Origin of the sequence: Citrobacter amalonaticus (genome assembly GCF_018323885.1) — a bacterium.
GTDB classification, from domain to species: Bacteria; Pseudomonadota; Gammaproteobacteria; order Enterobacterales; family Enterobacteriaceae; genus Citrobacter_A; species Citrobacter_A amalonaticus.
This window is the reverse complement of the sequence record NZ_AP024585.1, coordinates 3133699-3147329: the sequence shown is the minus strand read 5'-3', so window position 1 is coordinate 3147329 and position 13631 is coordinate 3133699. Positions and strand designations below refer to the sequence as shown.

Sequence of the window (13631 nt, the reverse complement as noted above, 5' to 3'; positions counted from 1 at the left end):
TCATGACCCTACCCAAAATTAAACATGTCCGCGCCTGGTTTACCGGTGGCGCTACCGCAGAAAAAGGCGCTGGCGGCGGTGATTATCATGACCAGGGGGCGAATCACTGGATTGACGATCATATCGCCACGCCGATGAGCAAATATCGTGAATACGAACAGTCACGCCAGTCCTTTGGGATTAACGTGCTGGGTACGTTGATTGTCGAAGTTGAAGCCGAAAACGGACAGACGGGATTTGCGGTCTCTACGGCAGGGGAGATGGGGTGCTTTATTGTTGAAAAACACCTCAATCGCTTTATCGAAGGAAAATGCGTCAGCGATATCAAACTCATTCACGATCAGATGCTCGGTGCGACCATGTATTACTCAGGCTCTGGCGGTCTGGTGATGAACACCATCTCCTGCGTTGATTTGGCGCTGTGGGATCTTTTTGGCAAGGTGGTCGGTCTGCCGGTCTACAAACTGCTGGGCGGCGCGGTGCGCGATGAAATTCAGTTTTACGCCACGGGTGCTCGTCCGGATCTGGCAAAAGAGATGGGCTTCATTGGCGGCAAAATGCCGACGCACTGGGGACCACACGACGGCGATGTGGGGATCCGCAAAGATGCCGCGATGGTGGCGGAGATGCGTGAGAAGTGCGGCCCGGATTTCTGGCTGATGCTGGACTGCTGGATGAGTCAGGACGTGAATTACGCCACGAAGCTGGCTCACGCCTGCGCGCCATCTAACCTGAAGTGGATCGAAGAGTGTTTACCGCCACAGCAGTATGAAGGCTATCGCGAACTGAAACGCAATGCGCCGGCAGGCATGATGGTCACCAGCGGTGAACACCACGGCACACTGCAGTCCTTCCGTACGCTGGCGGAAACCGGTATCGATATCATGCAGCCGGATGTCGGCTGGTGCGGCGGCCTGACCACGCTGGTCGAGATTGCTGCGATTGCGAAATCGCGCGGACAACTGGTGGTACCGCACGGCTCGTCGGTCTACTCACATCATGCGGTGATTACCTTCACCAACACGCCGTTCAGTGAGTTCCTGATGACCAGCCCGGACTGCTCAACCATGCGTCCGCAGTTTGACCCGATTCTGCTTGATGAACCGGTACCGGTACAGGGCCGCATTCATAAGTCCGTGCTGGATAAACCAGGATTCGGCGTGGAGCTTAACCGCGACTGCAATCTGAAACGGCCTTATAGCCACTAATGACCTGTGCGTTGCCGCAGCGTCGGCAACGCCCTCATCTCTTTGAGGATCTTGCTATGAGTACCACTCTTCTTGACGGCGTGGTGAAGAAAAACCGCGCACGTTTAATCCCGTTTATGCTGGCACTGTATGTACTGGCGTTTCTGGACCGTTCGAACATTGGCTTTGCCAAAGAGACCTATCAGATTGATACCGGGCTGAGCAACGAAGCCTATGCGCTTGGCGCGGGGATTTTCTTTGTGGTCTACGCCTTTCTTGGCGTGCCCGCTAACCTGCTGATGCGCAAGCTGGGGGCCAGAACATGGATTGGCACCACCACGCTGTTGTGGGGATTCCTCTCCGCCGCGATGGCGTGGGCGGATACCGAGGCGAAATTCCTGATTATCCGTACCCTGCTGGGAGCGGCGGAAGCCGGTTTCTTCCCCGGCATGATCTATCTCACCTCGCAATGGTTCCCGCAGCGTAACCGCGCCAGCATTATGGGGCTGTTTTACATGGGGGCGCCGCTGGCGTTGACGCTGGGATCGCCGCTGTCCGGCGCGCTGCTGGAGATGCACGGTTTCATGGGGCATCCTGGCTGGTTCTGGATGTTCGTTATCGAAGGTTTGCTGGCAGTTGGTGCCGGGGTCTTCACCTTCTTCTGGCTGGATGATACCCCGCAGCAGGCCCGTTTCCTCAGCGCAGAAGAGAAAGCGGCGCTCATAAGCCAACTGGCGAGTGAAGAAGAGAAGAAGACCACGTCAAAACTGACGGATGCCCTGCGTAACGGACGCGTCTGGCAACTGGCGATTATCTATCTGACGATTCAGGTGGCGGTGTACGGACTGATTTTCTTCCTGCCGACTCAGGTTGCTGCACTGCTGGGCACCAAAGTCGGCTTCACGGCGTCGGTGGTGACTGCCATTCCATGGGTTGCCGCACTGTTCGGGACCTGGCTGATCCCTCGCTACTCAGACCGTACGGGTGAACGTCGTAATGTCGCTGCGCTGACGCTGCTGGCGGCGGGGATTGGCATCGGCGTATCCGGGCTGGCGTCTCCGATGGTGGCGATTCTGGCGCTTTGCGTAGCGGCTGTCGGTTTTATCGCCGTACAACCGGTGTTCTGGACCATGCCGACGCAATTACTTTCCGGCACCGCGCTGGCGGCGGGGATCGGCTTCGTGAACCTGTTTGGCGCGGTGGGCGGGTTTATTGCGCCAATCCTGCGTGTTAAAGCAGAAACGATGTTTGCCAGCGATGCCGCAGGACTGTTGACGCTGGCGGGCGTCGCCATCATCGGCTCATTGATTATTTTCACCCTGAGCGTAAATCGTCCTGCGTCGCAACCGGGTGCTGCGCATCAATAAGTTTATCCATGTTGTAAGGATCATTATGAACGCATTGTTAGCAAACCCTTTTAAGGACGCACTCCGCAAAGGGGAAGTACAAATCGGACTGTGGCTGAGTTCGACCACCTCTTATATGGCGGAAATTGCCGCGACGTCGGGTTATGACTGGCTGCTGATCGACGGCGAACACGCGCCGAACACGATGCAGGATCTCTATCATCAGTTGCAGGCGATAGCCCCTTACGCCAGCCAGCCGGTGATTCGTCCGGTAGAAGGCGCTAAGGCATTGATCAAGCAGGTACTGGATATCGGCGCGCAGACGCTGTTGATACCGATGGTCGATAGCGCAGAACAGGCGCGGCAGGTGGTTGCTGCAACCCGTTACCCGCCGGTGGGGGAGCGCGGCGTCGGCGCCAGCGTGGCGCGGGCAGCGCGCTGGGGACGCATTGAAAACTATATGGCGCAGGCCAATGAGTCACTCTGTCTGCTGGTGCAGGTTGAAAGTAAAGCCGCGCTGGATAATCTGGATGCGATCCTCGATGTAGACGGGATTGACGGCGTGTTTATTGGTCCCGCCGATCTTTCGGCTTCGTTGGGGTATCCGGACAACAGCGGGCACCCGGAGGTGCAGAGGATTATCAAAGAGAGCATCCAGCGCATTCGTGCGGCCGGAAAAGCGGCGGGTTTTCTCGCCGTCGATCCGCTCATGGCGCAGAAATGTCTGGAATGGGGGGCAAACTTTGTCGCCGTGGGCGTTGATACTATGTTGTATACTGACGCGCTGGATCAGCGGCTGGCAATGTTTAAGCCCGGTCAGACGATGCCGAAACTGAAAAGCAGTTACTAAATCCATAGCCCGGCGGCGCTGCACCGCCGGGCCATCTGTCAGACTTTACGGACTGTTTGCCATGATATCGTCGAGTGACAGTCCGGTTATCATCAACACCTTGTCGCGTTCGATCCCGCTTTTCAGCATCATCCGCGCGATACGTAATGCCTCCTCCCTGGTGCCTTTTTGCCTGCCTTCCTGCAATCCCGTATGGTGGCCTTCCTGCCGAAGCCTTTCTGCAATCGTCATCAATTTCTCCTTGTGATGGGGAACTCGCTCAGCGACGTTACGGATAAAGTCACTGAAGCGGGACACATCGCCGTACTGCACCAGATAATTAAACAGTGTATGCAACTGGCTGTCATTAGCAGTACCTGTAATTAACAGCGTGACCAGTCGGTCAACCAGCCCCATCAAATCACGATCGCGGATATGTTTTTGCATCAGTTCCAGCAGAGCTATGCGCTTATGCTGCATGATTTCGTCGTCAGTAATCACCGTGATATCGACCAGTGGAAAGGCTTCTGTGTAGAGTTGCCGCGCCAGCTGTAGGTCGTTAAATTCGTCCAGCCAGTTCAGTGAGAAAGGGTATGGGCTTTGTTCGCCATGATAAAACAGCATCGGGATCACCAGCGGCAGGGTTTTATTTCCGTTATCAAGGTGGTGTTGCATCGCGGCAGTGGCATAGCGCATCAAACGAAAGGCCATGTGCGGCACGGCGGTACTCTGATGTTCGATAACGCAGTAAATGTAACCCTCACCCTCGTGTGTTTTCAGCGACCACAAAACATCGGAATAGTAGGTTCTCAGGTCGTCTTCAATGAAGGTGGTGGATTCCAGTTTGAGCGTGGTTAACTCGCAAAGTTTGCATAATGACTCAGGAAGATGAATCTTAAGAAAATCCTGCGCAATTTCAGGATGGGTCATCATCTTTTTAAACACGGCATCGTGCGGTGTTGACGTCGTTGATTTCGCCATGGTTGTCCGTCACCAAAGAATCCAGTGACGTGACGATACGAGGTTACATTAAGGGCTGCATGCCCGAAATTCAGTCTTTGCGAAGAGGGACGGGAGATAAATACGTACGACGGTAACGTATTCAATTTTGTGGAAGGCTAAACGCAAAAACGCCCGGGGCACCGTGCCGCCGGGCGAGTCATTTAGCCTAATGCTTTCGCCAACAGGGTGATCGGATGTTCGCAGCGTTTGCTGGTGGACATCTCGATTTGCCATTTGCAGGTCTCGCAGTCGGTCACCACAATATCCGCGCCGCTGTCTTCAATCTGTTTAAACAGCGGTGCGCCGATGGCTTGCGAGGTAGGATAGTTCTCTTTTTTAAAGCCGTAGGTACCAGCTATTCCGCAGCACTGAGAATCCAGCACCGTGAGTTCCAGCCCCGGAATGCGGCGTAACAGTTCAAGGGTGTACAGCGTCCAGCCCATTTTTTCCATATGGCACGGCGTGTGATACACCACTTTTAACGGTAACGGCTTCAGCGGCAGGGTTTTTCCTTCGTCCAGTTTTCGCCACAGCCAGCGGGTTGCCAGTTCGATATGTTCCCGCAGACCGCTGTTGTCGACGTCCAGCACTTCCGGGTACTCGTCACGCAGCGCAAAAGTACAGGTCGAGGAAGTGGCAATGACCGGAATCCCCTTCACGCCAATCGCTTCACGCAGTGATTCGACGTTAGTCACCGCCTGTTTACGCGCCTTGTCGGTGAACCCGTTGGCAATCAGCGGCACGCCGCAGCACTTCTCTTTACTCAATAACTGGACGCCGGTGCCCATCGCGTTCAGCACTTTGATCAAATCTTTGCCGAGCTGCGGATGGTTGTAATTCACAAAACAACCGTGGAAGAAGGCAACCTGATCGTTGTACTGTGCCTGCTGGGCCGCCACGCTGCGATACCAGCGGCGGAAGGTGCCGAAAGAGTATTTTGGCAACGTCCGGCGATGGTCGATTTTCAGCGCGTAATCGAGCAACTGGCGCACCGGTTTCAGTGACGTTGCCGTGTTGACCACCGGCGCGAACGGGGTGGAAACACTGCCCATCAGATCGGTGTGGCTTAAGATAAAGTTACGCAGCGACGGGGTGGAGGTGTCATATTTTGCCCGCGCGCGCTGAATGATATCGCCGATTTTGACGTCAGACGGGCAGGCCACTTCGCAGCGTTTGCAGTTAATGCAATATTTCAGCGCGTCGTCGTACAGCGCGCCATCTTTCAGACGCAGGCGCTCGCCGTCGGGACCGGCCTGTTTGGGGCCCGGGTAACCTGGATTCACACGGCTGACCGGACAGGCGGTAGTACAGACCGTGCATTTGATGCAACTTTCAAAACTCGTATCGCTCATTGCTCACCTCCTGCACGTGCTGCAATGTGATGGGCGGCATGTAACGCGGTGACTGCGCAGACGCCGCCTCCGCATCCCTGGGCAATGGGGTCGAATCCGCCGAGAACCGAGCCAATCGCATAGAGGTTGTCTACGGTTTGTCCGGCCAACGACGGGCGCAGCGCCTCATCAGTGCTGACGCCAAACTGTTGCCAGGGTTGCGCGTCAAAGAAATCGCGTTGATACCATTCGGCGCGGGTCGCCGTTTGCTGAACATCCAGTCCCAGAATCGGTTCGCGGATCCCTTCACGTTCGGCAAGCAGGCCGCTGCTAAAGAAACTCCCGCTGGCAAGCACCGCGAAACGCGGGCGTAGCGGAATGTCCGCGTGGTTGCGCGTCCAGATTTCGCTCACCACGCCATTTTTGCAGGTGACTTTCTTCACCTCATCGCCTGGCATCCAGATCCCGCCCTGACGGACGAACTGACGCTGCAACTGGTTATGCAGACGGATCCCCAGCACCGATGGCGGTAGCGTAGGCAGTAGCATGAGCGAGCATGGCAGACGCTCGTTGAGCCAGCGCCAGAGGCGGTCATCCACCAGACCAAAGCAGGCGGGCATGATGATCATTTCGCAGGTTTTTGCGATCGGCAACAGCGCGTCATACAACAAGGGCCATTTATCTTCGTTATCCAGAAAACGCGCAATATTCACCGCCCGAAATTCGGTGGCGTTGTCACGCAACACGTCCAGTTCCGGCAGGTCGATTTCGGCGGTTTCAACCGTCAGATCCTGTTGACGTAAAGAGGCCGCCGCCAGGTGCGCCTGAAAATCGAGTAAGCCGCTAATGCCCACCACACAAAGGCGTTTTGCCGCCAGCGGCCAGACAGGGACTTCCGGTGAACTGAGCCAGGTCGAACGCAGTGTGCCGAGCGGGGTGACCCGCTGATGTGACTGCCGAACCTCGCCTTGCAAATGCGCGCCGGAGGCTTCCAGCAGCGCCTGTGTCTGTTCAGCGAGTGTCAGAACGCGTTGCGTACCCAGCGTGGCGTAGGGATGTGTTGGGGCCTGTTCGCGCAGGGCGTCCAGACCGGCAGTGATGTCATTCACTGGTTGCCCGTCCGGTAGCGCGCTGAGCAGATCCAGCGAGCCGGAAGAGAAGTGCAGCGCGCTCTGACCGCGAGTGACCACCGCACAGCGTAATCCGCTCTTTTGCAACTGCAGTCCGCACAGCAGTCCGGCGAGACCGCCGCCCATAATGACCGTATCAAATCTCATCGCGAGGCTCCTTTTCCAGACCACATAATCCCTGGTATACCCAGCGGGTAAATTCGCTTTCGCGCAGGGCATCACCCCAGGCGATCGGTTGTACGCCTTTCCAGCGTTCGTTGAGGAAGTCTGACAACTGGGTAATGGACTGCGCAGCGGTGGTGATGTTAAAGCGTTGCAGCAACCCGGCGGCACGGCAGGCGCAGAGCTCGCCCTGACAGGTGCCCATCCCCACGCGGGTGCGACGACGGAGATCAAGCAGGCTGTTGACGTTTAAATTTTCGACGGCGTACTGCACTTCACCCGCAGTGACGGCTTCACATTCACAGACCAGACTGCGGTGCTGACGACCATGACTCAGCCATGCTGGCGTACGGTCGCCGTGGCGATACACCGCGGAGCCTCGCAGTGGGGCTGGCAGAGAGATCACGCGCTTCAGCGTGCTTTCCGTGGGTTCCTGCGAGCCCGGTAGCGGCGTGTCTGCAGTGATGCAAGGACGCGTGTTACCCAGTTTCCGGCAGACCGCGTCGGTGGCCCATTCCGCCATTAGACGATAAGTCATCAGTTTGCCGCCGGTAATCGTGATAAACCCGTCCAGGCCGTCGCGTTTCGCGTGATCGAACAGCACAATGCCGCGACTGACGTTACGACCGCTGGGATCGTCATCGCTTGCCACCAGTGGACGCACCCCGGAGTAGGCGCGCAGAATGCGCGTTTTCGCCATGATCGGCGCCAGCTTTTCACCTTCGCGCAGCAGAATATCGACCTCATCGGCGGTGACGCGGTTGCTGTCGATATCATTGTAATCAATGTGGGTTGAGGTGGTGCCAATCAGCGAAATGGTATCGCCGGGTACCAGAATATCGGCGTCGGAAGGCTTGCGGCAGCGGTTAATGACGTGTTGGTTGATGCGGTGGTCCATAATGAGCAGCGACCCTTTCGCCGGGAACATGCGGATACTCAAATCGGCATATTCCGCGATCCGCTGTCCCCAGATCCCGGCGGCGTTCACCACCACCGGCGCATGCAGCGTTTGCGTTTCGCCATTGAGATGGTTGCGCACATGGACACCGCTAACGGTCGCGCCTTCACGGATCAACCCCGTCACTTCGTGGGCGGTCAGGATAATAGCACCGTGCTCTTTCGCATCAAGCATGTTGGCTGCAGTCAGGCGGAACGGATCGACCGTTCCGTCCGGCACTTTGACCGCGCCGATCAGCTGTGGATTCACCGACGGTTCGATAATCCGCGCCTGTTGCGGATCGATCGCTTCTGCCCGAATGCCCGCTTCTTCACAGGCACGGATAAAGGTGGCCTGAAAGGAAAGCTCATCTTCGGGCAGGGTAATAAACAGACCGTCTGTCGGCTCAACGCAGTGGCGGGCGATACGTTTCAGAATTTGGTTTTCGCTGATGCATTCGCGGGCAGATTCGGCGTCAGTCACCGCATAACGTGCGCCGCTGTGCAGCAGTCCGTGGTTACGACCGGGCGCTCCGGTCGCAATATCATGACGCTCGACTAAAATAACACGGAGTCCACGCAGCGCGCAGTCGCGGGCAATCCCTGCGCCAGTGGCACCACCCCCAATGATAATCACGTCACTGGTTTGCGAGTCGCGAGTTTTCATTGTTTTCCCTCACAGTTCGTTTTTTATCATTTAGCCACATAAAAAGCATGGTTTGTTTGATTTCGCGCATATTCGCTCATAATTCGAAAATGAAACGTGATTTCGTGCGCCTTTCTGAACATTCATCATAAATCTGTAACAATATGTGCTGTAATTCACATTCACGGCATGTATCTTTGCATAACATCGCGACCAACACTGGAAGCAGCGGGGGTTGCGTGTACCACCTGCGGTGTTTACTACTTATAAAAGACGGGCCACGGAGGCTACATTATGTTGAGTATTTTTAAACCAGCGGCGCATAAAGCTCGCTTGCCTGCAGCGGAGATCGATCCGACATACCGCCGGCTTCGCTGGCAAATATTCCTGGGGATATTCTTTGGCTATGCCGCGTACTATCTGGTGCGCAAGAACTTTGCCCTTGCAATGCCTTACCTGGTCGAGCAGGGGTTTTCACGCGGTGATTTAGGTTTTGCCTTGTCGGGGATCTCTATTGCCTACGGATTTTCGAAATTCATCATGGGGTCGGTTTCGGATCGCTCGAATCCGCGCGTTTTCCTGCCAGCCGGTCTGATTCTGGCCGCGGCAGTGATGCTGTTCATGGGCTTTGTACCGTGGGCGACATCGAGCATTGCCATTATGTTCGTGCTGTTGTTCCTCTGCGGATGGTTCCAGGGAATGGGCTGGCCGCCGTGCGGACGTACCATGGTGCACTGGTGGTCGCAGAAGGAACGTGGCGGGATTGTCTCCGTCTGGAACTGTGCGCATAACGTCGGTGGCGGGATCCCTCCGCTGCTGTTCCTGCTCGGGATGGCCTGGTTTAACGACTGGAAAGCTGCCCTGTATATGCCAGCGTTCGGCGCCATTCTGGTGGCTATTTTCGCTTTCGCGCTGATGCGTGATACGCCGCAATCCTGTGGCCTGCCGCCCATCGAAGAGTACAAAAACGACTATCCGGACGACTACAACGAGAAAGCGGAAGAAGAGCTGACCGCGAAGCAGATCTTCATGCAGTACGTTCTGCCGAATAAACTGTTGTGGTAGATCGCGATTGCGAACGTGTTCGTTTATCTGCTGCGTTACGGCATTCTCGACTGGTCTCCAACCTATCTGAAAGAAGTGAAGCACTTTGCGCTGGATAAATCCTCCTGGGCCTACTTCTTCTATGAATATGCAGGGATCCCTGGCACGCTGCTGTGCGGCTGGATGTCGGACAAAGTGTTCCGTGGTAACCGTGGCGCGACCGGTGTGTTCTTTATGACCCTGGTGACGATCGCTACCATCGTTTACTGGATGAACCCGGCAGGTAACCCGACCGTCGATATGGTTTGTATGATTGTGATCGGCTTCCTGATTTACGGTCCGGTGATGCTGATTGGTCTGCATGCGCTGGAACTGGCACCGAAAAAAGCCGCAGGGACGGCAGCGGGCTTTACCGGCCTGTTTGGTTACCTCGGCGGTTCCGTGGCGGCCAGCGCCATCGTCGGCTACACCGTGGACTTCTTCGGTTGGGACGGCGGTTTCATGGTGATGATCGGCGGCAGCATTCTGGCGGTGATTCTGTTGATTGTGGTGATGATCGGCGAAAAACGCCACCATGCTGAGATGCAACTGAAACGCAACGGGGGCTAAGTGAATGAAAAAAACACTGAAAAACCTGAGCCTGACGCTGATGATGGCGGGTGCGGTAATGGGAAGTCATGCCCTGGCTGCCAGCAACACAGATAAAGTTGTGATTGCCCACCGTGGCGCGAGCGGCTACCTACCGGAGCATACGCTGCCCGCGAAAGCGATGGCCTACGCGCAGGGGGCGGATTATCTGGAACAGGATCTGGTGATGACGAAAGACGACCAACTGGTCGTCCTGCATGACCACTATCTTGATCGCGTGACGGATGTCGCCGAGCGTTTTCCGGATCGTGCGCGCAAAGACGGTCGTTATTACGCCATCGACTTTACGCTGGACGAAATCAAATCTCTGAAATTTACCGAAGGGTTTGATCTGGAAAATGGCAAGAAGGTGCAAACCTATCCTGGGCGTTTCCCGATGGGTAAATCGGATTTCCGCGTGCATACCTTTGCTGAAGAGATCGAGTTTGTTCAGGGACTGAACCATTCTACCGGCAAGAACATCGGTATCTATCCGGAGATCAAAGCGCCGTGGTTCCATCATCAGGAAGGGAAGGACATTGCGACGAAGACCCTGGAAGTGCTGAAACAGTACGGTTACAGCGACAAGCAGGACAAAGTCTATCTGCAAAGTTTTGATGTAGCAGAACTCAAGCGCATCAAAAATGAGCTGGAACCTAAAATGGGGATGGATCTGAACCTGGTGCAGTTGATTGCCTATACCGACTGGAATGAAACCCAGGAGAAGCAGCCGGACGGCAGTTGGGTCAATTACAACTACGACTGGATGTTTAAACCCGGGGCGATGAAGCAGGTGGCGGAATATGCGGACGGCATCGGTCCGGATTACCACATGCTGATTGACGAGAAGTCGACGAAAGGCAATATCGTCCTGACAGATATGGTGAAAGAGGCCCACCAGAATAAGATGGCGGTTCATCCTTATACGGTGCGCGCCGATCAGTTGCCGGAGTACACGACGGATGTGAATCAGCTGTACGACATCCTCTACAACAAAGCGGGCGTGGACGGGCTGTTCACCGACTTCCCCGACAAAGCGGTGATGTTCTTACGTAAAGAGTAACAACCGCGTTATCCCTCTCCACTGCACCCCAAAGGCGGGCAACCGCTGAGTAAGGTGCAGTTTTTTTTATCTCTTTTCCTGCCGGTTTAATGCAAAAAAGCACACGTCAGATCAAGAAGTCCGTAGCCGATCATGAATTTCTTAAGATTTCCTTAAGAAGAAGATTTATATTTGTTCGATAAATAATTTATGTCGTTACTGTAACGGATGGTCACAATGGCGCAGGCAGCAGTGCAGGATGAGTTTGAGAGCTGGTGGGCAACGGAAGGCGATTGGGTCGAAGAACCGAATTATCGACGCAAAGGGATGAGCGGTGTGCAATGCATCGAACGTGACGGGAAGAAATTGTATGTGAAGCGGATGACACAACACCTGTTTCACTCGGTACGCTATCCTTTCGGACGTCCGACGATTGTGCGCGAAATCGAGGTGATCAACGAACTGGCCCGCGCGGGCGTTATCGTGCCGAAAATTGTCTATGGCAACGCGACAAAAGTTAACGGTGAATGGCGTGCGCTGCTGATCACCGAAGATATGAAAGGCTTTGTGAGCATCGAAGAGTGGTATAAACAGCATACAGTGACGCCGTATCCTGATGAGGTGCGTGATGCAATGCTAAAAGCGGTCGCGCTGGCCTTTAAAAAGATGCACAGCGTCAATCGTCAGCACGGCTGCTGCTACGTAAGACATATCTATGTGAAAACGGAAGGGACGGTAGAAGCCGGGTTTTTAGATCTGGAAAAAAGCCGTCGTCGTTTGCGCCGCCATAAAGCGGCGCACCATGACTTCTCTCAGCTTGAGAAGTACCTGAGTCCCATCCCGAAAGCGGACTGGGAACAGGTGAAAGCGTATTACTACGCGCTGTAACGCGCGCTACATCTCAATTTCGATGTCGCCTTTTGCCCTGCAACAGCAGGGCAAAATTTCGCCGGGCTGAATGAATGCTAACGGCTCGGCGATCCAGTCCACTTGACCTGCAACCAGACGGCAGCGGCAAGAGCCGCAATAGCCTTCGCGGCACTGATATTCCACTTCAACGTTGTGCGATTCAAGCGCGGCGAGCAGGGAAGGGTGTTCATCCTGGCACAGCAACTGTGTGCCAGTGATGCGCAGTGTGACGCGTCCCATCAGAGCTGGAAGTTACTCAGATCGTCGGTATCGACTTCAGAGTCGATCTGCCCGACCAGATAAGAACTCACTTCCACTTCCTGCGGGGCCACCTGAACGTTATCGGACACCAGCCAGGTGTTGATCCACGGGATCGGATTGGAACGGGTCTGGAACGGCAGATCCAGACCGACCGCCTGCATACGAATGTTGGTGATGTATTCGACGTACTGGCACAGAATGTCTTTGTTCAGGCCAATCATTGAACCGTCGCGGAACAGATAGTCTGCCCACTCTTTTTCCTGCAGGGCGGCCTGCACAAACAGGTCATAGCACTCCTGCCTACACTCTTCGGCAATTTCCGCCATTTCCGGATCGTCAACGCCGCTGCGCAACAGGTTCAGCATGTGCTGAGTGCCAGTCAAGTGCAGCGCTTCGTCACGGGCAATCAGGCGAATGATTTTAGCGTTGCCTTCCATCAGTTCACGCTCGGCGAAAGCGAATGAGCAGGCGAAGCTGACGTAGAAGCGGATTGCTTCCAGCGCGTTGACGCTCATCAGGCACAGATACAGTTTTTTCTTCAGCGCACGCAGGTTCACGGTGACGGTTTTGCCGTTCACGGTGTGCGTCCCTTCGCCCAGCAGGTGCCAGTAGCTGGTCATCTCAATCAGCTCATCGTAATAGCTGGAAATGCCTTCCGCACGTTTCTGGATCTGCTCGTTGGTGACGATGTCATCAAACACAATAGCCGGATCGTTAACGATATTACGAATGATATGGGTGTAAGAGCGCGAGTGAATGGTCTCGGAGAAGGCCCAGGTTTCGACCCAGGTTTCCAGTTCCGGAATGGAGATCAGCGGCAGCAGTGCCACGTTCGGGCTACGCCCCTGAATAGAATCCAGCAGCGTCTGGTACTTCAGATTGCTGATAAAAATGTGTTTTTCATGCTCTGGCAGCGCCTGGTAGTCGATGCGGTCGCGTGAAACGTCAACCTCTTCAGGACGCCAGAAGAAGGAGAGTTGTTTTTCGATCAGCTTTTCGAAGATGTCATATTTTTGCTGATCGTAGCGGGCCACGTTAACCGGCTGACCAAAAAACATCGGCTCCAGCAGTTGATCGTTTTTCGTCTGTGAAAATGTGGTGTATGCCATTGAAGTGAGTCCTGTCAGCTGTGTAATGCCGGATGGCGCTTCGCTTATCCGGCCTACAACATCCGATTGA

Annotated in this window: 11 protein-coding genes and 1 pseudogene; 6 read left to right on the top strand and 6 right to left on the bottom strand. The window is 55.2% G+C overall.

The genetic code is table 11. From position 1 onward, the window contains the following. Nucleotides 1-2 precede the first annotated feature (2 nt). The 3 genes from rhmD to yfaU are packed head-to-tail and all read left to right on the top strand — an operon-like array spanning nucleotide 3 to nucleotide 3383. Nucleotides 3-1208, top strand: coding sequence for an L-rhamnonate dehydratase (gene rhmD / locus KI228_RS14950; protein WP_043001877.1), 1206 nt, complete (start codon nucleotides 3-5; stop codon nucleotides 1206-1208). Nucleotides 1209-1264: 56 nt separating this feature from the next. Continuing rightward, nucleotides 1265-2554 carry an MFS transporter gene (locus tag KI228_RS14945; protein ID WP_043000046.1) on the top strand — a complete coding sequence of 430 codons (1290 nt, stop codon included), beginning with the start codon at nucleotides 1265-1267 and terminating at the stop codon, nucleotides 2552-2554. Nucleotides 2555-2579: 25 nt separating this feature from the next. Further along, entirely contained in the window at nucleotides 2580-3383 is an 804-nt protein-coding gene (yfaU, locus tag KI228_RS14940) for a 2-keto-3-deoxy-L-rhamnonate aldolase (RefSeq protein ID WP_044258552.1), read from the top strand. A gap of 45 nt (nucleotides 3384-3428) precedes the next feature. Here the strand turns inward: yfaU and KI228_RS14935 are convergent, their stop codons facing one another. The 4 genes from KI228_RS14935 to glpA form a co-directional block, all read right to left on the bottom strand. Next, nucleotides 3429-4343: an Rpn family recombination-promoting nuclease/putative transposase gene (locus KI228_RS14935; protein WP_061069838.1), complete on the bottom strand. Its 915-nt coding sequence runs from the start codon at nucleotides 4341-4343 to the stop codon at nucleotides 3429-3431. 182 nt (nucleotides 4344-4525) lie between these two features. Then, a complete protein-coding gene (glpC, locus tag KI228_RS14930) occupies nucleotides 4526-5716 on the bottom strand; it encodes an anaerobic glycerol-3-phosphate dehydrogenase subunit GlpC (protein WP_043000049.1) in 1191 nt (396 codons plus the stop codon). Then, a complete protein-coding gene (gene glpB / locus KI228_RS14925; protein WP_061069839.1) occupies nucleotides 5713-6972 on the bottom strand; it encodes a glycerol-3-phosphate dehydrogenase subunit GlpB in 1260 nt (419 codons plus the stop codon). The genes glpC and glpB overlap by 4 nt, the downstream gene beginning before the upstream one ends. Next, nucleotides 6962-8590: an anaerobic glycerol-3-phosphate dehydrogenase subunit A gene (glpA, locus tag KI228_RS14920; RefSeq protein ID WP_141227600.1), complete on the bottom strand. Its 1629-nt coding sequence runs from the start codon at nucleotides 8588-8590 to the stop codon at nucleotides 6962-6964. The genes glpB and glpA overlap by 11 nt, the downstream gene beginning before the upstream one ends. Nucleotides 8591-8863: 273 nt before the next feature. On the opposite strand from glpA, the pseudogene glpT reads away from it, so the two are divergent. From glpT to inaA, 3 genes and pseudogenes are all read left to right on the top strand, one after another. Then, nucleotides 8864-10222 (top strand): annotated as a pseudogene (glpT, locus tag KI228_RS14915) (glycerol-3-phosphate transporter). Nucleotides 10223-10226: 4 nt separating this feature from the next. Further along, a complete protein-coding gene (gene glpQ / locus KI228_RS14910; protein ID WP_043000052.1) occupies nucleotides 10227-11303 on the top strand; it encodes a glycerophosphodiester phosphodiesterase in 1077 nt (358 codons plus the stop codon). A gap of 216 nt (nucleotides 11304-11519) precedes the next feature. Next, nucleotides 11520-12170, top strand: coding sequence for a lipopolysaccharide kinase InaA (gene inaA / locus KI228_RS14905; RefSeq protein WP_061069840.1), 651 nt, complete (start codon nucleotides 11520-11522; stop codon nucleotides 12168-12170). A 6-nt stretch (nucleotides 12171-12176) separates the two neighbouring features. On the opposite strand, the gene yfaE is transcribed toward inaA, so the two are convergent. Both yfaE and nrdB read right to left on the bottom strand, forming a co-directional pair. After that, the gene (gene yfaE / locus KI228_RS14900) at nucleotides 12177-12431 is read right to left on the bottom strand and encodes a ferredoxin-like diferric-tyrosyl radical cofactor maintenance protein YfaE (protein WP_043000054.1); all 255 of its coding nucleotides are present in this window, start codon (nucleotides 12429-12431) and stop codon (nucleotides 12177-12179) included. Further along, on the bottom strand, nucleotides 12431-13561 hold the full coding sequence (nrdB, locus tag KI228_RS14895; RefSeq protein WP_061069841.1) for a class Ia ribonucleoside-diphosphate reductase subunit beta: 1131 nt from the start codon (nucleotides 13559-13561) through the stop codon (nucleotides 12431-12433). The genes yfaE and nrdB overlap by 1 nt, the downstream gene beginning before the upstream one ends. Nucleotides 13562-13631: the final 70 nt, after the last annotated feature.